Here is a 22271-nt window from a genome sequence, read left to right as displayed (position 1 = left end):
TAAAGAAAAGGTGAACAATATGGGTGATTATATATTAGAGATGAATAACATTGCCAAAGTGTATGGGAATGGCGTTGTGGCGAATTCTGATGTGTCTTTTAATTTAAAAAAGGGGGAAATACATGCATTAGTGGGAGAAAACGGTGCGGGAAAGTCCACATTAATGAAAATCCTGTTCGGGATGGAGGCTCCATCCCGGGGGAGTATGATCTTAAAAGGGAAACCGGTAAGCTTTTCCAGTTCAAAGGAGGCCATTGGGGAAGGGATTGGAATGGTACATCAGCATTTTATGCTGGTGGATTCCTTTTCTGTTGCTCAAAACATTGTTTTAGGAATGGAACCCCAGAAATATCTGTTCGTAAATAAGGAGGAGGCGGAGCGGTTTACCGATGAAATAAGTCAGAAATACAATCTTAAGGTTAATCCAAAAGAAATAACAAAGAATCTTCCGGTAGGCGTGAAGCAAAAAGTGGAAATATTAAAAGCATTGGCACGAGGCGCCGAAATACTCATTTTAGACGAGCCGACAGCAGTTTTGGCACCGCAGGAAACAAAGCAGTTATTTGATGAGTTGGAAAATTTGAAGCAGCAAGGGCATACGATTGTTTTCATATCACATAAAATACCGGAGATCAAGCAGATATCAGATCGGATTACCGTAATGAGAAGCGGAAAGACGATAGGAACCTATGAATGTGAACATGTTACAGAACAGGAAATCTCGAATCTGATCATAGGATGTGAAATGGATACATCGATAGCAAAGGAAAAAAGAGATTTTGGAAAAATATATATTAATGCAGACGAAATTTCCTATAGAGATAAAAGCGGCGTACAGGTCCTTAAAGATATTTCCTTTGGAGTCAAAAGCGGCATGATTTTTGGCATAGCAGGAGTTCAGGGAAACGGTCAGGCAGAATTGGTGGATTTAATGACAAAGCGCAAACGCATTCAGGAAGGAAAGATTCTGTTTGAGGGGAGAAATATAGAAAACTATGAGGTTTCTGACATCAGAAAAACAAAGTTCGGTTATATTCCGGAAGACAGGCTTGATCAGGGAGTATCAGCAAGTGAATCCATCAGGGAAAATATGATATCCAATCGTTTGAGTTCAAAGATATTCAGCAATCACGGTTTTTTAAATTTCAAGAATATTCACGCATTTGTTGAAAGAAACATTAAGAGCTATGAAATACGATGTACCGGCGGGCACCAGCCAGTAGGAATGCTTTCAGGCGGAAATATGCAGAAGGTAGTAGTTGCAAGGGAATGTGGAGATGAGCCTAATATACTGATTGCTGAACAGCCGACTAGAGGAGTGGACATTGGCGCCGCACACATTATTCATAAGAAAATAGTGGAACTCAGCGAAAAGGGCTGTGCAGTACTTTTAATATCAGCGGATTTAAGTGAGGTATTGAAATTATCAGATGTTGTCGCTGTCATGTATGAAGGAGAAATCGTCGCTTACTTTGATCATACAGAGGGACTGGATGAAGAAAAGCTGGGCCTTTATATGCTGGGAATCAAAAGACACGGGGCGGAACAGGTCAGAAAGGCGGTAAACCAGGAATGAGCAGAGAAAGAACCTTTAACATGCTAAGAACAGCGGTTTCCATGATTGCTGCAATGCTGGTTGCGTTCATCATCATCCTATTTGTAAGCGATCAACCCGTTGAATCCATTAAAATATTTCTCGTACAACCACTTTCTTCCAGAAGATATTTGGGGAATATAGTAGAAACTGCAATTCCTCTTATTTTTTCAGGACTTTCTATGGCGCTGCTGTTTCAAGCAGGTTTATTTAATCTTGGGGGCGAAGGAGTATTCTTTATGTCCGGAATTGCAGGCTCTCTGGTCGCTATCTGGTTCCAGCTTCCCTTTTATATATTTCCGTTTGTCTGTATAGCCGCAGGGGCGGCTACCGGAATTTTGGTCATGCTGGTACCTGGCGTTCTAAAAGCAAAATACGGTGCAAATGAAATGGTCACTTCCCTGATGATGAATAATATTGCTTACGGAATCGGTTGTTATATTTTAAACAATATTATGCGTGATCCTTCCGTGTCATCGCTGGTATCCTATAAGTATCGTAAAGCGGCATTGCTGCCGACGGTCATAAGCGGAACAAGAGTCCATCTGGGCCTTATAATAGCAATCTTGTGTGTCGTCATTATTTATATCTTTCTGTATAAAACAAAAGGCGGATACGAAGTGCGGGCTACGGGAACTAACATCCGTTTTGCGAAATATTCAGGTATTCGCGTAACAAAGGTAATTATTCTCGTACACGTAATTGCAGGTGCGGTCGCCGGATGCGGTGGGATTGTGGAATGTCTGGGATTGCATAAGAGGTTCGAATGGACCGCACTTCCTGGTTATGGGTTTGATGGAGCTATGATTGCAATGCTGGCAAATAACAATCCCTTCGGAGTCGTTGGTGCAGCTCTATTTGTGGGATATTTAAGGGTCGGAGCGGATCTGGTAAATCGTTTTGCAGATGTGCCCACAGAAATGATTGCAATTTTACAGAGCCTGATTATTCTGTTAATATCTGCCGAAAAATTTTTGCATAAGTATAAGCAAGCCTGGATTGAAAAGGATGTGAAAATCGGGGAGGTTAAAAATGAGGGAGTTTTCTAATTCAATATTCACAAGTGATTTTGTATATTCAGTTTTCAGAGTTACAACTCCTTTGCTCTTTGCGTCAATGGGAGCGGTTATTTCCGATGTGGCGGGGGTACCCAATATTGCCCTGGAGGGTTTAATGCTGATTGCAGCATTTGCAGGAATGTATTTTAGCTTTTTAACTCAAAGTGCTTTTATCGGTTTATTAATGGCCTTGGCCGCAGCTGTTTTTTTTACCGGAATATTAGCTTTTTTTACACTGTATTATAAAACAAATATTATATTAGGGGGCATAGCAATTAATAGTCTGGCCAGCGGCGGAACCGTGTTTTTCCTTTATCTGACAGCTCATGATAAAGGAACCAGTGTGGCATTAGCCAGTAAGACCCTGCCTGTTCTTCGAATTCCGGTCATTGAGAATATTCCTGTTTTAGGAAGTATTCTTTCAGGACATAATGTTTTGACTTATCTTTCCATATTCTCTGTTATTTTTACTTATTTTCTATTAAAAGGAACCGCTCTTGGTTACCATATACGTGCGGTCGGTGAGAAGAAAACAGCAGCGGAATCCGTTGGCATCAGTGTGGTTAAAACACAGGCAACCGCCTTACTGCTAAGCGGTATCATGTGTGGATTTGGCGGCGCATTCATGTCTATGGGATATGTATCATGGTTTTCCAGAGATATGGTGAGTGGCAGAGGCTGGATTGCCCTGGCGGCAGAAGCAATGGGCAGACAGACTGCTATAGGTTCTGCGGCTGTTTCTGTATTATTTGGTATAGCAGATGCGTTTTCCAATGTAGCTGCATCCATGGGGTTACCGTCTGATTTGGTAAAAACAATACCGTATTTTGCCACTTTGATGGGTTTGGCAATTTTTTCTATAAAAACTTATAAAAGATATAAAGATGTTTAATAGATTTTAAGCTTATCAGCCATATGATACTTAATAATAAAAATGAGGATACATGCAACGGGGTCCTTTGCATGCATCCTCATTTTTGGTAATCTACGATTTCTTTGCCAGGTATCCAGACGCCGGCATTGAGATATAAATGTTGTCTGTCATGCCTCCAGATATGCATAATCAATCACATCACACTCATTAAATTTAGCGAACCGTTTCATACAGCCGTTAACGGCTGCCTGAAGCTTCTTTGTTTGCCTGATTCCATCTTCATACCAGATGTTTTTTACAACCAGTGTACTCTTCTTTATGTCAGCGACTGCTTCCACACGTCCGATAAAACTGCTGCCATAAAGCATCGGTAAAACATAAAAGCCATATTTACGTTTGTCAGCCGGAGTATAGATTTCCCAGGTGTATTCAAAGCCAAATAATGCACGGATCAGCTTTCTGTCCCACATCATGCAGTCAAGCGGTGCAATCAGTTCACAGCGGGGTTTAAAGGTATCGGCTTTTAATACCGTTTCTATAAGTAAAAAATCCTCTGCCTGGCAGAAAAGAATATCCTTTATGCCTTCTACACTGACTTGCAGAATTTTCCCTTCGTCAAGCAATTCTTTGAACATTTCAGTTCTTTGAGGAGTCTTAAGCCCCCAAATATTTAACCAAGCATCGGAAGGACGATTCCATAGAAGCCCTACTGCGCCTATCCGCCGAAGAATACGCCATTTTTGATGTTCAAATTCATCCGGCAGCGGGTCAGGAATGTCGAGGAGTTCGGCAGGCAAATACTTATGGGTGAGGTCGTAATACTTTCTTGAACCTTTCTTATGATGAATGATCAGCTCACCGGTAGAATATAACTGCTCCAGTACCGCCCGTGACGCATTGGTATCGCCGCTCCAATTACCGCTCCAATGAATGGAAGAGTGCCAGTGTATACTGCCCTTTATGGGCAGGCTGTCAGAGCCGACCGCTCCGTTTGCCTGGATGTAATCTTTCGTGTTTGCCTCCAACTCCTTCAGTTCTTTGAAACGCCGTCCGCCTTCTCGTGCAGCATTCCGATAACGTTCGAAATACGGCCAGTCTTCTGTGGGAATGATGGAAAGATTTTTATCAGGATAATCCACAAGCATTCGGTCATTATACAACAGCTCGTAAAGTGTTTGCTTTGTAAAGCCTTTGACACGGGACTGCAGGGTAAGTTCCGCATTCTTTCCGCAGGAATCAACCGGATCAAATTGAATACAGCCTGTCTGGCGCACAAAATCAAAGGTGCCCTGTTTCCCGTTAAATTTGTAATCGCCCAGCAGCCCGTGTTTGAGAAGCATAAAATGCCTTGCCTGTTTGTTAGTTAAAGTGATCATAGGTTTCCTCCCGGTAAATTACCAGTTTCATAATGATACTCTTTTTTGATATAGTAATGTTTAAACTTCCTTTTTTTACGGAGCAGTGTGTTATTGCTGCAGGGCATGAAGTTTTTTCAGCAATTTATTGATACGAGCTTGCTGAGGCGGTGTTAAGCCGGATCTCCGTTCTTCTAAAACTTTAATAAAATCACTTGCATTTTCACTATTAAAGCAGATTGCCGCCCGTTCAGCATGTTGGGGCACCTCTCTGGGTTTGCATTTTTGAAAATGGTTTATGATTATTGGGAAGACTGTTTCCGCATAGCTGCCGTTAGCTTTGCACAATTTTGCAAATACGCTTATGCTGTTGTCAACAGTGATAACGCTTCCTTCTTCATAAGCCGATTTAATTTCTGATAATTTTTCAAAAATAGGTTGAGAAGCATACTCCGCTATCTTAGCTAATGCCATCATACTTCCCCATACCAATCGATTGTTTTTTGAGCACAGACAGGAAATAAATTCATTTGCGTAATCAGAAATCAATTTTGGGTTTCTTTCACCTATTTCATACAATACCTTAATACAGTCATTGGCAACTGCTCTATCTGTACCTTTGAATCCGTCAACTATTTCCCTAATTCCGGCAGAATCATTGTGATGACACAGATATTCAGCCAATTCAATATTTGGTATTTCATCATTGCGTCCCAGCTTGCAGGCCAATTTTTCTATCATATAAAGACCTCCGAAAACAATATTATCCATAACTTGATATTATCCATACCTTATAAAATGATTATACCATAATTGTGAAGATAATGAGAAGCCTCGTCTTTTAGTCTTTTTTTATATATTTGACATCGTGGTGGATTTAGTCGGGCGGTCGCAGAAAATCGGAACGGTCATCTTTAAAATAAAAAAAATGTCGAATGATGTAAGCGCTTAACCATGTATTAAACCCATAATAATAACCAAAAGAAATTGAGAAATATATAAAAAAGCATTAGCAAAATTTTGGTTAAACCTAGATATTTTAGTGATAAATACTAATATAAGTTGGGATTTATTTACAAAGTTTGGAATGATAGGAAAGAAGTAGTTGATTAATAATTTTCTTCGCTGTAATATTTATGTGTAAGCGCTTACACTACCATTTGGGAGGGAACAAATATGAATGCTTTATTAAAGCGGTACAGGAAGGCATTAGCTGTATTCCTTGCCGTGGCAATGCTGCCCCAGTTTGGAGCATCCGGTGGGGGGACTGCTTATGCAGAGTTGTCCTCAGCTCTGGATGGCATTAAGGAAGCAACGCCGTCCAACGCGGCGGCCACGCCATCTAGTGCCGATGCTTCCCAGGCATACGGGGAGGTCTCCGTGCTGGAGACTGTGGCTACGCCATCGGTTGCGGCTGCCTCTCCATCCAATGCAGAGCTTTCACTGACGGGTGAGAGCCGTTACAGCAGATCGGAAGGAAGCTATGATGTAACAAATGTAAGAGTACTTAAGCTGGCTTATGATGATACATCCATGACTCTGGTTTGGGACAAGCCGGAGAATTACGGGGATGTGGCAAATTACAATGTATATTGTGATGAGGTAAAGATAGGAGACGCAAGAAGTAATTTCGCGGAGCATGCGGACTGGGCCCATACATATATGAACGCATTTTATGGTTATTACGATGCCCAGGGGATAGATATGGTAAAGACAGATATCCATACCTTCCGGGCGGACGGTCTCTCACCGGATACCAGTTATACTTTTTCCGTTGTGGCTGTGGATGCAGCTGGGACAGAGCTTGGGGACAAGGCCTCTGTCGTCTGGTCTACGACTGGTACGCCGGAAGTATTCGATATCCGGGATTATGGAGCGGAGCCGGTAGAATCAGGCTTCACCTCCAGCGGTGAGGAAACAGATGCCTTTATAGTAAATAATACAAAGGCAATCCAGAGCGCCATTGATGCTTGCAATGAAGGCGGAAAGGTAGTGATTCCGTCAGGGATCTATATGTCCGGTTCTCTGTATTTAAAGAGCAACATGACTCTGGAACTGGAAGAGGGAGCGGTTCTCTTTGGTTCGCCTAATGTGGGCCACTATGACCAGAATTATCTTTTATACCCTTATTCTACCGATACCAGGTCCTGGGCCCTGATCAATGCCTACAGCGCAGATGAAAACGGTTTGTTTGAAAATATCCGTATTGTGGGAAAAGGTACGGTTTATGGAAACGGGTGGAAATATGGTTCCGGCAGCACCATTAGCGGAGACGGCTATTCCCCGGCGTTTCAGAAAAGACAAAGCGGTGATCCTGACTGGACAAAAGCAGAGCTTCAAAAATATGCGCTGAAGAACTGGGTGGCAGGAAGCAACAGCAAGGTTTCCGGAAGCAGCAATTTTGGTATATTGGCAAAGAGTGCCTATGATATGGGAAAAGGAAAGGGACTTAACGACAGTGAAGCTTATGCCATGAGGCCAAATCTGATCGTTCTCCGGGGAGTGAATGGAGTCTATATCGAAGGAATCACAGTAGAAAATCCTGCAAACCATACCATTGCGGTCCTTGACAGTGAACATGTAGTTTCTGAAAATGTAAAGTACATTACATACGATGCAAACAATGGGGATGGAATTGAGCTTGGCAATACCCAGGATGCAATGGTTTTTAACAATTTCTTCGACACAGGCGATGATGCGGTTAATTTTGCCACCGGTATGGGCAAGGGCGTGCAGGATACGGATCAGAGGCCTTCAAGCAATATCTGGACCTTTAATAATTTCCTCCGTGAATGCCATGGAGGTGCCATTGCGGCAGGCAGCCACACTGGTGCAGGCATTGGTAAGATCCTGGTGGAGGACAATGTATTAAACCACAGTGATATGCCATTCCGCTTCAAAAGCGCTCCTGTAAACGGCGGCGGGGTATCTGATATTCTGATCCGCGACTGCGCCGTAGGGGATGCCCAACAGGTATTTACGTTTAGTACCTCCTACTCCGACGCCAATCAGGCCGTAACGGTAGAACCGGCAGACAAACCGGCGGAGTTCCATGAGATTGACGCGTACAATATTACGGCTGATACCATTACAAAGAATACGTTCGAAATAACGGCATCTGTGGATTATGGTAAGATGTTCCAGCCATGGCATACCCACCATGATTTGTATTTCCAGGATATTACGTTTACTAACATTGAACCGTCGCTGGCAAAAAGCTCGGAATCGCTGGCGGGTGTTTCCAATGCCGTCTTCCACAATGTGGCCATGAACTGGAGGGGAATTGAGAAAAAAGACAATGACGCGGCAGCTTCTGATTACAAGGCATGGGGATCCGTAAAATTCTGCAATGACTTAAGCTTTACGGGAACCACGACTCAGTCCACTGTTTCCTACGATGCCATGGCAAAGCCGGTATGGTCGGATGATGTTCTGACGGTCGCCAGTGCGTCCGAGGCCTCAAGAAACGGATCGGAACGAAGAGTGAAACTAAAATGGCCTGCGGCTGAAGACGGGGAACAGGAGACCGGCATCGGTGGTATCACAGGCTATATTGTTGAGACGTACTTAAATGATGAATTGATCGATGTAACCAAGCCTGTGACCGGTACTTCCTGTGAATTGGGTGGACTTTCCCCTGACATGACTTATGTGTTTAAAGTATATGCAGTCGATGCTCCGGGAAATAAGGTGCTGGGGCTCCTATATGACTGGACCACATCAGGAGGAGAAGACCCGGAAGTCAAAGAACCGGCAGATGGTAAAATCGCCTTCAGCGGAATTGGGTACACCTGGGGAACTGCCAAATTCAAATCCGCGAAGGCAGCGGATTCCAGAATACGGGGTTATCGTGCCTATGTAAACGGCGAACTTGCGGCTACCGTTTATAATTACCAGCTTGAGAAACCAGAAGCGGAAGAGATCAGCATGACCGTCGGCCGTATGCTGGAGGACAGAAACGATGTATATCTGGAGGCGTTTACGGACTCGGAGCAGATTTATGAGTACGAGGAAGAAACCGTAAAAACAACCAGGGCTTACGATTACCTTGCGCCGGTATGGAAAAGCAGTGGATTAAAGGTATCCTTATCCGGCAATGATTTCATCCTTTCATGGAACGAACCGGAGGACGAATCAGGTATTTACGCATACCGTGTTTATGCAGATGGAAAGCCCGTTTATACAACTGAAGGGGATTACTTTAATCATGTCAACGGCGCTTATACCACGAAGGATACGTCCTTTGCGGTGTCAGGACTGGATCCGGCGGAGCATCACACATTCCGTGTAGAAGCAGCAGACGGCTGGTGGAAAGCCCTGAATGGAAGCGGCCCGTTCCATTGGACCAACAGCGGCCCGGCAGGAAGCTGGAACGGACCGGAAGAGGAAGTTCTCTGGAGATCCTCGGCATTTGGACAATCCACAGATTTGAACTTCAGTTCCAATGTACTGGACAATAAAGTGGGAGTCAACTGCACCTGGCCGGTAGGTTCCGGTGAACCCCTGGGTATGGAAGGAAGACCGGTACAGGATGTTGTCATTGAATCAAGAGGCGGAAAGCTGCAGGCAGGACATGACGGTTTAACCTTTTATTATGCAGAGGTACCTGCCAATAAGAATTTCAGTCTGACCGCAGATGTCATCGTAGAGCAAATGGGACCGGAGAATGGGACCAATCCAAACCAGCAGGAGGGCGCAGGCCTTATGGTCCGCGATATAAACGGCTCTCCCAGAAAGGACCCCTTAGAAGAAGGTTATGAGGAATATCCGGCTGCTTCAAATATGGTAATACTTCATGCAGGATCAGCGGGAAAAACCCTGAATGCGGATTTAAACTTACTGGCGGCAGCCCGCTATGGTGTCAATAGCCCGGCAGGAAATCTTAAGTCCGTAAAAACAACGGCAACCTTTGAAAAGTCCGTATCAAAAGCAGATAAAAAATATGCGCCGGAAGATGCCCCCTATTCGTCCAATTTCTATGGGACCCAGATGATGCTACGTCTGGAGCGGACGGATGAAGGGTTTAAGGCTTCTCATCTTGATGAAGAGGGAAATGTGGTCAGCACCTATACCTTTACGGATAAAAATGTTACCCCCAACATTGTGGCTCATCTGGATAAAGATATCATGTACGTGGGATTCTTTGCCGCAAGAAATGCCCGTATGTCGGTGAAAAATATCTCCTTGGTGTTAAGCGATGTAGAAAAGGCAGATGAGTCACCGGCTTATATTGCTCCAGACGATGAATCTGCGTCACTTTATGTGGCATCTGCCGCCTATACCAATCGCTCTGCTTATACGGTTCAGGCTCTTACCAATCAGTCCGGCCGTATGACTGTAAGCCAGGACGGAGCGGTCATTGCGGCAAATAAGGAAGTCACAGGAGGGGTCCAGTTCAATTGCCCGGCTGTTATCACAGGAGATGAGGCAGAATTCAAGTTGGGCTTTGTACCAAACGAAGGTGCTGATGCGGGAAAAGAGAAGGTGCAGACCTTCCGCGTGAAAAAGGAAAGCTATGGGAATGATTTATATGCAGCTCCTGACGGAAGTGAATACGGAGCCGGAACTATGGAGGCGCCCATGTCTATGGAGTCAGCGATAAGCAGACTGGTTCCCGGCGGAACGATCTACATGGCAGAAGGAACGTACGGACCGTTCCAGATTCCCATGAGTTCGTCCGGAAATAAAAATGCCAGGAAAGCACTGACTGCAAGAGGCGCGGTAAAAATAGCAGGAAGCGGAAAGATCTTTGTTCTGGATTCCGATTACTGGGATGTAACAGGTCTTGATGTGGACGGTAAGAATGTGGAAGGAAGCAGAGGCGTGATGATTCACGGAAGTCACAATGTGATGAAAGATTCCCTGATCCACAACACTTCCAGTGATGCAGGCCTTACGATCACAAAGTCACGGGGCAGCAGGACATTGTGGCCCTCCTATAACCTGATTGAAAACTGTGAGTCTTATGAAAACATTGACGGCTCAAGGATCAATGCCGACGGATTTGCCTCAAAATCCTGTTCCGGCGATGATAACCGCTTTATAAACTGCGTGTCTCATGATAATGCGGATGATGGCTGGGATCTGTACAATACCTTGTCCGACGGCCCCAACGGAAGGACCATTATTGAAAATTGTGTGGCATACAATAATGGGAACAATGGATTCAAGCTGGGAGGAGAAGGCCGGGAGGTCAGTAGCATCTTAAGAAACAGTGTGGCATTCCACAATAATCTGGATGGAATTACAGATAATTTTAATCCGGGAGAACTGACCATCGAAAATAATACCTCCTTTGATAACCGGCGTTTTAACATCATCATGCGCCCAAGTCCTTATAAGACAGATTCAGACGGAAATTTAACAGCCGACGGCACTGTGGTAAATAATGTATCATATCGTACCGCATCCTACAGTGCCTCCCTTGATAAAGTATACGATGATAAAATTGCAGCCAGAGAAATAAGCAATAATTATTTTTATCAGAAAGGAATGAATGCCATAACAGCCGATAACTTCCTTTCCCTAAATCCGGCGGAGTGCTTTAGCAGAGTTAATGGAAGAATCGTATTCGGCGATTTCCTTCGTCCGGCAGAGGGTAGTGTCATAAGGATGGCAGGTGCAGGTGCGGATCTGCCGGGAATCAACGATCCGGAACCGGAGCCAGAACCGGAACCTAAGCCTGAACCGGAGCCAAAACCGGAGCCGGAGCCAAAACCGGAGCCGGAGCCAAAACCAGAGCCGGGAAAGAATACCGGCGGCGGTTCTGACTCAGACAGAGACTATGGCATAAAAGACCGGTCTGATGAGACAAAGGGAAGCTGGAAAAAGGATGGAGAAGGCTGGCGCTTCCAAAGACAGGATGGATCGTATCCGAAGGAAGAGTGGGTAAAGGTAAACGGAACATGGTACTATTTTGGACTGACCGGCCACATGGCTACCGGCTGGAATGTAGTCGGCGGAATCTGGTATTTTATGGACCAGAACGGTGCAATGAAAACAGACTGGGTGATGTGGAACGGAACATGGTATTACATGAACCTTGACGGATCTATGGCGGTGGGCTGGATCAAAGTCCATGACAAATGGTATTATCTGAATCAGTCAGGAGAATGCCTGATGAATACGATTACGCCAGACGGATACCGGGTTAATGAGAATGGAGCCTGGGTAAAATAGGATCATGTCCGGACAGATAAAAAATAAAAAAACCACTCTTGACAAATAAAACAAAACAACATATACTAGTCAATAACTTCATAAACAAGTAAAAGCGTTGATAAGAACAAGTAGCAGTACGATGTACCACACAGAAAGCAGCCGGCAGATGAGAGGCGCGTGGAATACGGATTGCGAATACATCTTTGAGCTTCGCACCAAACGGCTAAGATGCCAAGTAGGCTGCGACGGATTCCCGCACCCGTTATTGTGCTAGAGTATCGCATCAGGTACTCAAAGAGGTAAACAGCGTGAGCTGTTTATAAACTTAAGGTGGTAACACGAGACTTCAGCCTCGTCCTTTTGATAGGACGGGGCTTATTTTTATGAAAAAGGAGAATAATGATGAAAATTTATGACGAATTGAAAGCCCGCGGCCTGATTGCCCAGGTGACGAATGAAGAAGAAATCAGCAAAATGGTAAATGAAGGAAAAGCCATATTCTACATCGGATTTGATCCCACGGCCGACAGCCTTCACGTAGGTCATTTTATGGCCCTGTGCTTAATGAAGCGCCTTCAGGAGGCAGGCAATAAGCCCATCGCCCTGATCGGAGGCGGAACCGGTATGGTTGGAGATCCTTCCGGAAGAAGCGACCTTCGGCAGGTGATGACAGTGGAAACGATTCAGCATAACTGTGACTGCTTTAAAAAGCAGATGAGCCGTTTTATCGATTTTTCCGAAGGAAAGGCTCTTATGGTTAATAATGCAGACTGGCTTCTTAACTTAAATTACATTGATTTCCTCAGAGAGGTTGGTCCCCATTTTTCCGTCAACCGCATGCTGACCGCGGAATGCTATAAGCAGCGTATGGAAAAAGGCTTAAGCTTCCTGGAATTCAACTACATGATCATGCAGAGCTTTGACTTCTATGAGCTGTTCAACCGTTACGGCTGCAACATGCAGTTTGGAGGAGATGACCAGTGGAGCAATATGCTTGGCGGTACAGAGCTGATCCGCCGTAAGCTGGGAAAAGATGCTCATGCAATGACCATCACCCTGTTATTAAATTCCGAGGGAAACAAGATGGGTAAAACCCAGTCCGGCGCTGTATGGCTTGATCCGGAAAAGACGACTCCTTTTGACTTTTTCCAGTACTGGAGAAACATTGCCGATGCAGATGTGTTAAAATGCCTGCGTATGCTTACCTTCCTTCCCATCGAGCAGATTAACGAGATGGACAGCTGGGAAGGCAGCCAGTTAAATGAAGCAAAAGAAATCCTTGCCTATGAGCTGACCAATCTGGTTCATGGGGAAGAAGAAGCGGAAAGAGCAAGAGAGAGTGCCAGAGCGCTGTTTACCGGCGGCAATGCGGCAGATATGCCGACCTGTGAGCTGGAAGAGGCAGATTTTACGGACGGAAACATTGACATCCTGGCCATTCTTCAGAAATCCGGTCTGGCTCCTACCCGTTCCGAAGCAAGACGCAATGTGGAACAGGGAGGAGTAACCGTAGAAGGCGAAACTGTTTCCGATGTGAAAGCTGTTTTTGCAAAAGAACAGTTTTCCGGAGATGGGATGATCGTAAAACGCGGTAAGAAAAAATTTGTAAGAATAGTTGTAAAGTAATAAATAAGTGGCTGTTGAAATATCAATGACATTCAGTTAAGACTTTGTACCTTATCTAGATGGAACAGGGCATGCACAAATGCATGCCCTGTTTTTTTGTGCTGAAAAATTGCAAGAATTGCAAAAGTTTTGCGACAACTTGACAAACATTGCGTAGTCACCCGCCAATGAGTTAACGTATAATGAGGAAAAATGATTGAACTATAAAAGGGAGAGATAGGTAGATGGTACTTGCAGCAGAACGAAAGGGACGGATAAATATATGGATTGAGGAATTGAAAAACCACTTGTTTCATAAGCTTGATGATGTGACATTTACCGGCTTTACGACGAAACAGCATTTTACTTATGAGGAAGCAATAAAGCAGGAGTTTTATCCTATGCCACAGGGCACTTCCTGGGGAGCCAAATGGGAATACGGCTGGTTTCGGACAGAGATTGTATTGCCCAGAGAGGCGGAGGGAAAACGGATTTTTCTTCATCCTGAGGTAGGTGGGGAGATGTTGATCTGGGTGAATGGAAAAACAGCAGGTTCAAAAGATTTAAAACATGATGGAATTACACTGACCCGCTGTGGGAAAGCAGGTGAGCGTTTTTTTGTGGTAGCAGAAAGCTATGCAGGGCATGGGCCAAGACTGGAAAAAGGCGGACCATGCCCTTCTTGGCGTATAGCAGTTCCCGAACCTCCGCCGTTTCAGGTAATGATAGGCGTTTCGGATTTCGGTATCTGGAATGAAGATGCATTTCAGCTTCTCATGGATGTACATACCCTTTACAAGCTTTCCGAAGGACTTGATCCCAAGTCTTTAAGAGCTATGAAAGTAAACCAGGGACTTTTGGAATTTACCTTTCTGGCAGATTTTGAGCTGGAACGGGAAGCACGGGATGAATCCTTTCGTAATGCAAGAGAGGAACTGGCGCCGCTGCTTTCCTGTGTCAATGGGTCAACTGCACCGGAGTTTACCATATTTGGACAATCCCATCTGGATCTTGCCTGGCTCTGGCCCTGGGAGGAAACGAAACGAAAATGTGCCAGAACCCTGTCTACACAAATTGCTTTGTCTGATGAATATGAAGATTACAAATTTCTTTTATGTGAACCCCCCATTATGGAAAATGTAAAAGAAAATTACCCAGAGTTGTACGGACGTCTTCTCCAGAAGGTTGAGGATGGATCTTTTATACCGGAAGGCGGGATGTATGTGGAGTCGGATACGAATCTGGTATCTGGAGAGAGCCTGATCCGTCAGTGCCTATACGGAAGAAAATGGTTTTTGGAAGAGCTGGGAAAAGAAAGTGTCATGGTTTGGCTTCCGGACTGCTTTGGTTTTAACGGACAGCTGCCTCAGATCATGAAAGGATGTGGAATCCGCTATTTTACTACTCAGAAGATAGCCAGGGCATTAAAAGGCTGTGATGTATTTCCTTATAATAATTTCTGGTGGGAAGGAATTGACGGAACCAGAATTCTGACTCATTTTTATAAAGAGAATAATTCCAGGCTGGATCCTCTTGATTTAATCACGAGATGGCGGGAGGATCGTGTTCAGCAGGAGAATATTGATTCCTTTCTCTATCCTTTAGGTTTCGGTGACGGCGGGGGCGGTGCCACCAGAGAAATGGTAGAAGCAGCAGGACGTGTAAAGGATTTAGAAGGAGCCCCCCGCACCTACATGGAAAGCCCTGTTAAGTTTTTTCAAAGGCTGGAGGAGGAAGGCTCAGTAACGGAGGTTTACAAAGGGGAACTCTACCTGCCCTGGCATAGGGGAACCTACACATCCCAGGCATGGATCAAGAAAGAAAACCGGCTGACGGAACGACGGCTCCGGGAAGCAGAACTTTTAAATTCCATTGCATGCTTCGCAGAAAACGGAGAAAACCGGAGGAAAGAACTGGAATCTTTATGGAAAGTACTACTCTTTCATCAGTTCCATGACATCATTCCCGGAACCTCCATAACCAGGGTATATGAGGATGCCAGGGAAGCGCTAAAATCTATCAAAGAAAAAGCCCTTGGTTTTTACGGAGAAGCAAGAACGAAGATTGCAGGATCAGAGGATGACGGTGTCTTAATATTCAATTCTTTATCCTGGGAGCGGGAGGAACTGGCGGAGATTCCGGCCAAAGATGGAGAGCGTCTGGTTCGGAGCGGAAGATTCCCTGTGACCCAGAAAATCGGAGACAGGCTGCTGATCCCTGTGAAGATTCCTTCCTGCGGCTATACCGATCTTGGCGGGCAGAACCAAATTGCCTGTGGCTATACCGGAATTTCAGAAGAAGAGGTATGCCGGATCTATGAAAAAGATGGTTCGTTTGTTCTGGAAAACGGGCTGGTTAAGGCTATTGTCGACGGTTTTGGTCAGGTGAGGAGTGTTTTCGATCAGGAAACAAAAACCGACTATGTCGATGGGATTGCAAACCAGTTTTTCCTGTATCAGGATATTAATGTGGATTATGATGCTTGGGAAATAAGTTCCTTCTATAAGAATGTACCGGTAGAGTTGGGGAATACGGCGGAGCTCACCATTGAGGAGAGAGGACCGCTTAAAGTGGTGCTTCTGGTAAAGCGTATGATTCACCAATCCTCTCTGATGCAGAGAATTACATTATCTTATAACAGCAGGCGGATTGATTTTGTTACGGTCATTGACTGGCAGGAAACTCATAAGCTGCTGAAGGCAGCGTTCCCGGTTAATATCCGAACGGAAGAAGCTTTGGAAGAAATCCAGTTTGGGTATGTTAAACGCCCAACCCATCAAAACCGTCGTTATGATGCAGACCGTTATGAGGTGTGCAATCACCGGTATACTGCTATGACGGAACCGGGAAGGACCGCAGCAGTACTCAATGATTCCAAATATGGAGTCAGCACCAATGGTAATTCCATAGAACTGACTCTGTTAAAATCTCCGGTATGGCCGGATATGCATGCAGATAAAGGTATACAGGAATTTACTTATTCTTTCTATATAGAAAGCAGGAATTTTTCAGAAAGCGGAGTTGTACGGGAAGGGATGCAGTTAAATTGCCCCCTGGCATTTTGGGGGAAAGGTACCGGAGAAAAAGAATTTTTCCGGATCTCAGCAGGAAATGTGATTTTGGAGACGGTGAAGATGGCAGAAGACGGCCAAAACCATATGGTTATAAGATGCTATGAAGCCTTCGGAAAACATACCTCCTGTTTGCTGACAGCTGGCTTTAAAATCAGCAAGGCGTGGGGAACAACCATGGAGGAGAATCTGGAAGGCGGAATATTGGTTCCGGTTCATCTGTTTGAAAATAGCAGTGAGATGCTCTTACATTTTACTCCTTTTGAGATTAAAACCCTTCGGCTGATTCCATAAACGCAAAAAATGCGATTAAGGCAGTTTCGATAAAAACAAATTACGCATAGCAACAATGTAACCAAAATATTATAATGAATTTATCAACTTTAATAAGAAAACACCAAAACATGATACGGAGTTAACAAAAATGCCCAAAAAACTAATCATTTTTACAGACAGTGGAGATACAATTATTAACGAAAGCACCGAAATTCACAATGAAGATGGTATTGTAGTTCAAGCAGAACTGATACCCGGTGCAGGGGAGACTCTAAAAGCCCTTTACGAAGCAGGTTATGTCATTGCAATGGTGGCAGATGGAGAAGAACAGTCCTTTACCAATGTTTATGAAAAAAACGGCCTTGGTTATTGTTTCCATACCAGGACAATTTCCGAGATAGTCGGGATCCAGAAACCATCAGGGCGGATGTTTCAGGATGCCATGGAGAAGAATCACCTGACGGATGAGGACAAAAAGAGGGTGGTTATGATAGGAAACAATGTGAAAAAGGATGTTGCAGGAGCCAACCGCTTTGGAATTACTTCTATTCTCATTGACTGGTCTCCCCGCTATGATATGATTCCGGCTGATGAATGGGAAACGCCGGACTATACCGTCCATGAACCAAAAGAACTTCTGGCTCTGGTAGAAAGACTGGAGGCAGAAATTGGTAAAGACGGGAACGAATAGAAAGAGGGGGTGGATATTGTGAAAGAAAAAACAGCAAAGGGAAAAGAGCGCAAGATCCCGTTTAAAGTATATATGCGCAATACCTGGCAGCTTTACTTAATGCTTTTGATCCCGGTAATTTATATGCTTCTGTTCCGTTATAAGCCAATGATCGGAGGCATCATTGCATTTAAGAAATTCAATGTATTTGCCGGCATCTGGAACAGTCCGTGGGTTGGACTTGCGAACTTTAGGGAGGCCTTCGGTTCAAAGGATTTCTGGAATGCATTGAAAAATACCCTGATATTAAACGCAGGTGATTTAATAATTGGATTTCCGATTCCGGTATTTATTGCTGTATTCCTGTTTGAAATCAGAAACACGCATATCAGGAAAGCTACGCAGACAATTTTGTATCTTCCCAACTTTCTTTCCTGGGTTATTATTTCAGGTATTATTACACAGCTCTTTTCCGTAAGTGGTCTTGTCAATGATCTGATCCGTAGAACAGGATTTGCAGAAGTGAACTTCTTAAGTTCGACCTTTGTCTGGCGTTTTGTGTATTGGTTTTCAGGTGTCTGGCAGTCAGCGGGTTATTCCTTGATCATTTATCTGGCAGCACTGACAGCGACGGATCCGTCTTTGGGTGAAGCAGCGTATATAGACGGCGCAACAAGGCTTCAGAGAATTGCTCATGTAACGATACCTCAGATCAGGCCAACGATTTCTATCATGCTCATCATGCAGCTTGGAAAAATTGTATCAATTGATTTTGACCGTCCTTATATGATGGGAAATACTTTAGTAAAGAGTGCTTCAGATGTTATTAGTACCTATGTTTATAACGTTGGCCTTCAGTCAGGACGTTTTGATTTTGCCACTGCAGTTGGATTGTTCCAGTCAGTGGTGGGAATTATCCTGATTCTATCGGTTAATAAAGTTTCCAAAAAAATGGGAGAGGAGGGAATTATGTAATGGGGGAATTAAAGAGCAAGACAGAACGCAGGTTTCAGATTTTCTGGAATACTTTTTTTGTAGCAATCAGTATTATTGCGATGATACCGATCCTCCGTGTGATATCCATGTCCCTCAGTTCCAAGGATGCAATTCTGAGTGGAAAGGTTTTTTTGTATCCGGTACAGTTTACAACGGAAGCTTACGTCAGGGCATTTCGAAGCGGAAGTTTCGTCTCATCCTTTATTTATTCCGTTTTTCTGATGCTGGGATCCACGGTTGTGTGCGTCATCATGACAATCATGGCGGCATACCCGCTTTCGAAGAAGAATTTAAAAGGCGGAACAATCATTATGACCCTGTTTGTATTGACGATGTATTTGGATCCGGGAATCATCCCAAAATATTTGAATGTGAAAGATTTTAAGTTGATTGATACCGTATGGGCTCTGATTATCCCGGAGGCACTCAGCGCGTATAATATGATTATTATGTGTACCGCTTTCAAAGGATTAGACTCCTCACTTTATGAAGCGGCAAAGATTGATGGCTGCAATGAGATTCAGACCTTATTCAGAATTGCGATTCCTTTGGTTTACCCCACATTGGCTACACTTGCTCTGTTTTATGCAGTCGGCAGATGGAACCGTTTGAGTGACGTTCTTTACTATGTAAATACTTCTAAGCTTTACACAGTTCAGATGGTATTAAAACAGCTGATTGAATCGGTTAAGATATCCCAGGAAGAAGGAATTGCATCACAGCTGGTTGCTGATAACATTAAATCGGCAAGCATCGCGATTTCTATGACACCAATGATTATTGCCTATCCGTTTATTCAGAAATATTTTACAAAGGGCATTATGCTTGGTGCAGTAAAAGGCTGATTATTATTTAACCTCATCAAGCAGGGTCGATTGTAAATATCCAATTAACTAATAAATATGGGAATAGAAGAGAGGGAGGTTTTTTCATGAGAAAAGCAAGAGGATTGAAAATCTGTATGGCTGTTTTTGCAGCAGCAGTTCTGGCTACCGGATGCGGTTCCAATACTGGCAAGGACGCAGCGAAAGCAGCAGGTGCTGCAGAAACAAAGGCTGGGGCAACGGCAGCGGGAGAGAATGGAGAGGAAGTGACCATCAAAGTTATGGTTTGGGACAGAGGTGATGCAGCTCCTGGTACGACTGTAGAAAACAACACCCAGACGGAATGGATCAAACAGCAGATGAAGGAAACGTATAATATCAATGTGGAATATGTTTCTGTTCCAAGATCATCTTCGGATGATAAGCTGAACATCATGATGTCCGGTGGAAGCGCTCCTGATATCGTATTTACATACAATCAGAGCATTTACTATAACTTTGCACAGAATGGCGGTCTGGCTGACTTATCACAGGCGTATGAAACCTATGGCTCAGATATTAAGAAGTTTGTTTCTGATGCTCAGAATATGGGACAGATTGACGGAAAACAGTTTGCAATTATGAAGCAAAGAGGTGTGGAAGCCCCCCGCCATACTGCGTATATCCGTCAGGACTGGCTGGATAAGCTGGGAATGGAAATTCCGAAGACAAAAGAGGAATTGACTGCGTACTTACAAGCAGTAAAGGATAAGAATCCAGGCGGTGTTGACAATGTAGTTCCGTGGGCAATGAGCGGTCGCAATGATACGGAGAAGGGTTATTTAAATTTCTTGGGTTCTTATGTAAACCTTGAAAGCGACAAGGATGCTTATGTTTACAGCGAGTCTTATATGACAGTTGCTCCAGGCACTGTAACAGGTCTGAAAAAATTAAATGAACTGTACAACAAGGGACTTATTGCAAAGGATTTTGCTACTGATACGGCTGAAGATATCTACAAAGCCCAGGTAACTGCAGGCAATGCAGGATTCTTCTTAGATGACACAGAGCGTCCATGGGATTACATCACGATCTTAAACCAGAGTACAGGTGGAAGAACGTTTGTACCGGTACAGTGCTTTGAATTGGCCGACGGTTCCTACCGAACTCCGTTTGAACCGAGATATGGTATGTTTGTAATGGTTCCAAAGTCAAGTGAGAAAAAGGTTGATGCCTGCATGAAATATCTAAACTGGCAGGCAGATCCGGAAGTTGCCGAGAATATTGTATACACGATAGAGCATAAGAGAGACGAAAACGGAGTCCCGATTAAATTATCCAGCGAAGAACTTTCCAGTAAAGGGTATCCGGGAACCTGTGATGACTTAAATATTGTAAATCTTGCTATGGAATGGACGAAGAGTAAAGATGCTATCGTATCCAAATGGGCAAATGATCAGTCCGTTGATTGGGAAACTCCGGATTGGTTCTCCAATTACTATGATGTACGCTCTGAAGGCAAATTCCGCTACCCGGTATACTCTAATATTTCACAGGCAGAGGCGGATTACGGACAGAATGTAGTAAACATGATGATTGAATATGTTTACAAACTGATAAGCTGCTCACCGGATCAGTTCGACAGTATGCAGCAGACAGAATACAACAACCTTGTAAATGCAGGGCTGCAGAAGATTCTTGATGCAAGAGCAGAATATTATGACAGCATAAAGTAATTCCTTTTACGGGGCGGAAGGCTATAAGAAGCTCGTTACAGCTCTTTTTCATCGGAATAATGATGATGCCGGGAAGCTGTAACGGGCTTTTTCTGTCCATATGGTATTTTAAAGAATGGTTGGAAGACTGTTTCCGCCACCATCTTTTCGAAATTCAGATGGAGACTGGCTGCAATATTTTTGAAAGATACGGTTAAATTGAGAGAAGCTTGTAAAACCGCACTCTTCCGCCAGTTCAGAAATCTTCTTTTTGGTGTTTAACAGCAGGTATTGTACATTTCGGATCCGTGTCATCTGTATGTACTGGGTGAGGGTGTACCCTGTCACATCTTTAAACTGATGGGACAAATAGTAAGGACTGATATAAAACTCCCTGGAAAGGGAGTCCAGAGTCAATTCTTCCGAATAATGATTATGAATGTAGTTGGCAATGGTATATATTTTTTTTGAGGCTTCATTCATCAATGGTTCATTGATGTAGATGTTAGAAGGTGCCAGCTGCCTAATCGTATAAAGAAACTCTACAAACATTCCGTGAATAATTAGGGATTTTAATTCCGGTTCCTCATTCTGAAAGGAGTAGCGGTAGATCCGGTTTAACTTTTCGTTGATCAGCTGCTGTTGTTTGGAGGGGAAGCGGTATATGGGAAGAGGAGAATAAAATGGTTCGAAAAGCTTTTGATAAGTTTCCGGCATACCCCAGAGCTCGGGAGGGTACAAAAATCCGATGATAAGCCGTTTGCTGGGGGCTCCTTTCAGATATTCCGTCTGGTGAAGAACCGATGGGCGCAGAAGAACCAGGTCACCTGCACGGATAGAATAAGGGAGACCCTCTATCAGATGGCATGCCTGAGGACTGATTAATATCATGATTTCAAAAAAGGAATGAAAATGTTGGAATGGCATGTTGATATCGAAGGAACGTTCATCATAGTCAAAGTAATAATAAAGGGAATGCTGGATATCGTTGATGGTAATATTATGTTTTTTCTTATAAAGCAGTGTATCACCTTGATTTGTCATAGGAGCCGCCTTTATTCTTTCTGGGAAATGGTCATGTTTCGGATATGTA

Annotated in this window: 13 protein-coding genes and 1 other annotated feature; of the genes, 10 read left to right on the top strand and 3 right to left on the bottom strand. The window is 44.0% G+C overall.

Translation table 11 applies throughout. The features are described 5' to 3' along the window. The first annotated feature begins 19 nt into the window (after positions 1 to 19). From BMX69_RS15035 to BMX69_RS15025, 3 genes are read left to right on the top strand one after another with little or no spacing between them, the layout of a single operon-like run. Positions 20 to 1576 (top strand): ABC transporter ATP-binding protein, encoded by a 1557-nt coding sequence (locus BMX69_RS15035; protein ID WP_100042795.1) that lies wholly within the window; start codon positions 20 to 22, stop codon positions 1574 to 1576. Continuing rightward, positions 1573 to 2643 carry an ABC transporter permease gene (locus tag BMX69_RS15030; RefSeq protein WP_100042794.1) on the top strand — a complete coding sequence of 357 codons (1071 nt, stop codon included), beginning with the start codon at positions 1573 to 1575 and terminating at the stop codon, positions 2641 to 2643. The genes BMX69_RS15035 and BMX69_RS15030 overlap by 4 nt, the downstream gene beginning before the upstream one ends. After that, complete coding sequence (locus BMX69_RS15025) at positions 2627 to 3544, top strand: ABC transporter permease (protein WP_100042793.1); 918 nt, start codon at positions 2627 to 2629, stop codon at positions 3542 to 3544. The genes BMX69_RS15030 and BMX69_RS15025 overlap by 17 nt, the downstream gene beginning before the upstream one ends. Positions 3545 to 3693: 149 nt before the next feature. Here the strand turns inward: BMX69_RS15025 and BMX69_RS15020 are convergent, their stop codons facing one another. Next, complete coding sequence (locus tag BMX69_RS15020; protein WP_100042792.1) at positions 3694 to 4902, bottom strand: winged helix-turn-helix domain-containing protein; 1209 nt, start codon at positions 4900 to 4902, stop codon at positions 3694 to 3696. Positions 4903 to 4992: 90 nt separating this feature from the next. After that, positions 4993 to 5622, bottom strand: a complete 630-nt coding sequence (locus BMX69_RS15015) for a hypothetical protein (protein ID WP_100042791.1) — start codon at positions 5620 to 5622, stop codon at positions 4993 to 4995. A gap of 435 nt (positions 5623 to 6057) precedes the next feature. Between BMX69_RS15015 and BMX69_RS15010 the strand changes: the two genes are divergently transcribed. From BMX69_RS15010 to BMX69_RS14980, 7 genes are all read left to right on the top strand, one after another. Next, entirely contained in the window at positions 6058 to 12060 is a 6003-nt protein-coding gene (locus tag BMX69_RS15010; RefSeq protein ID WP_100042790.1) for a fibronectin type III domain-containing protein, read from the top strand. 88 nt (positions 12061 to 12148) lie between these two features. Beyond that, positions 12149 to 12405 (top strand) — a binding site (T-box leader). 39 nt (positions 12406 to 12444) lie between these two features. Next, on the top strand, positions 12445 to 13668 hold the full coding sequence (gene tyrS, locus BMX69_RS15005) for a tyrosine--tRNA ligase (RefSeq protein WP_100042789.1): 1224 nt from the start codon (positions 12445 to 12447) through the stop codon (positions 13666 to 13668). A 224-nt stretch (positions 13669 to 13892) separates the two neighbouring features. Continuing rightward, a complete protein-coding gene (locus BMX69_RS15000; protein WP_100042788.1) occupies positions 13893 to 17012 on the top strand; it encodes an alpha-mannosidase in 3120 nt (1039 codons plus the stop codon). Between the two features lie 130 nt (positions 17013 to 17142). Beyond that, positions 17143 to 17685 (top strand): HAD family hydrolase, encoded by a 543-nt coding sequence (locus BMX69_RS14995; protein ID WP_100042787.1) that lies wholly within the window; start codon positions 17143 to 17145, stop codon positions 17683 to 17685. Between the two features lie 18 nt (positions 17686 to 17703). Then, positions 17704 to 18639: an ABC transporter permease gene (locus BMX69_RS14990; RefSeq protein ID WP_242941269.1), complete on the top strand. Its 936-nt coding sequence runs from the start codon at positions 17704 to 17706 to the stop codon at positions 18637 to 18639. Beyond that, complete coding sequence (locus BMX69_RS14985) at positions 18639 to 19505, top strand: carbohydrate ABC transporter permease (protein WP_054791130.1); 867 nt, start codon at positions 18639 to 18641, stop codon at positions 19503 to 19505. The genes BMX69_RS14990 and BMX69_RS14985 overlap by 1 nt, the downstream gene beginning before the upstream one ends. 86 nt (positions 19506 to 19591) lie before the next feature. Continuing rightward, on the top strand, positions 19592 to 21199 hold the full coding sequence (locus BMX69_RS14980; protein ID WP_100042786.1) for an extracellular solute-binding protein: 1608 nt from the start codon (positions 19592 to 19594) through the stop codon (positions 21197 to 21199). A gap of 108 nt (positions 21200 to 21307) precedes the next feature. Here BMX69_RS14980 and BMX69_RS14975 read toward each other — a convergent pair whose 3' ends face one another. Continuing rightward, positions 21308 to 22222, bottom strand: coding sequence for an AraC family transcriptional regulator (locus BMX69_RS14975; RefSeq protein ID WP_100042785.1), 915 nt, complete (start codon positions 22220 to 22222; stop codon positions 21308 to 21310). Positions 22223 to 22271: the final 49 nt, after the last annotated feature.

The sequence above is a fragment of the Lacrimispora sphenoides JCM 1415 genome, from assembly GCF_900105615.1.
Classification (GTDB): domain Bacteria; phylum Bacillota; class Clostridia; order Lachnospirales; family Lachnospiraceae; genus Lacrimispora; species Lacrimispora sphenoides.
The sequence above is the reverse complement of the archived record's forward strand: the minus strand, read 5'-3'. Positions and strand labels throughout refer to the sequence as shown.

Coding starts and splice junctions, on each gene's coding strand:
- BMX69_RS15020 (WP_100042792.1), bottom strand. CDS start 4,902: ATGATCACTTTAACTAACAAACAGGCAAGGCATTTTATGCTTCTCAAA.
- BMX69_RS14980 (WP_100042786.1), top strand. CDS start 19,592: ATGAGAAAAGCAAGAGGATTGAAAATCTGTATGGCTGTTTTTGCAGCA.
- BMX69_RS15015 (WP_100042791.1), bottom strand. CDS start 5,622: ATGATAGAAAAATTGGCCTGCAAGCTGGGACGCAATGATGAAATACCA.
- BMX69_RS15000 (WP_100042788.1), top strand. CDS start 13,893: ATGGTACTTGCAGCAGAACGAAAGGGACGGATAAATATATGGATTGAG.
- BMX69_RS15010 (WP_100042790.1), top strand. CDS start 6,058: ATGAATGCTTTATTAAAGCGGTACAGGAAGGCATTAGCTGTATTCCTT.
- BMX69_RS14995 (WP_100042787.1), top strand. CDS start 17,143: ATGCCCAAAAAACTAATCATTTTTACAGACAGTGGAGATACAATTATT.
- BMX69_RS15030 (WP_100042794.1), top strand. CDS start 1,573: ATGAGCAGAGAAAGAACCTTTAACATGCTAAGAACAGCGGTTTCCATG.
- BMX69_RS15035 (WP_100042795.1), top strand. CDS start 20: ATGGGTGATTATATATTAGAGATGAATAACATTGCCAAAGTGTATGGG.
- BMX69_RS15025 (WP_100042793.1), top strand. CDS start 2,627: ATGAGGGAGTTTTCTAATTCAATATTCACAAGTGATTTTGTATATTCA.
- tyrS (WP_100042789.1), top strand. CDS start 12,445: ATGAAAATTTATGACGAATTGAAAGCCCGCGGCCTGATTGCCCAGGTG.
- BMX69_RS14975 (WP_100042785.1), bottom strand. CDS start 22,222: ATGACAAATCAAGGTGATACACTGCTTTATAAGAAAAAACATAATATT.
- BMX69_RS14985 (WP_054791130.1), top strand. CDS start 18,639: ATGGGGGAATTAAAGAGCAAGACAGAACGCAGGTTTCAGATTTTCTGG.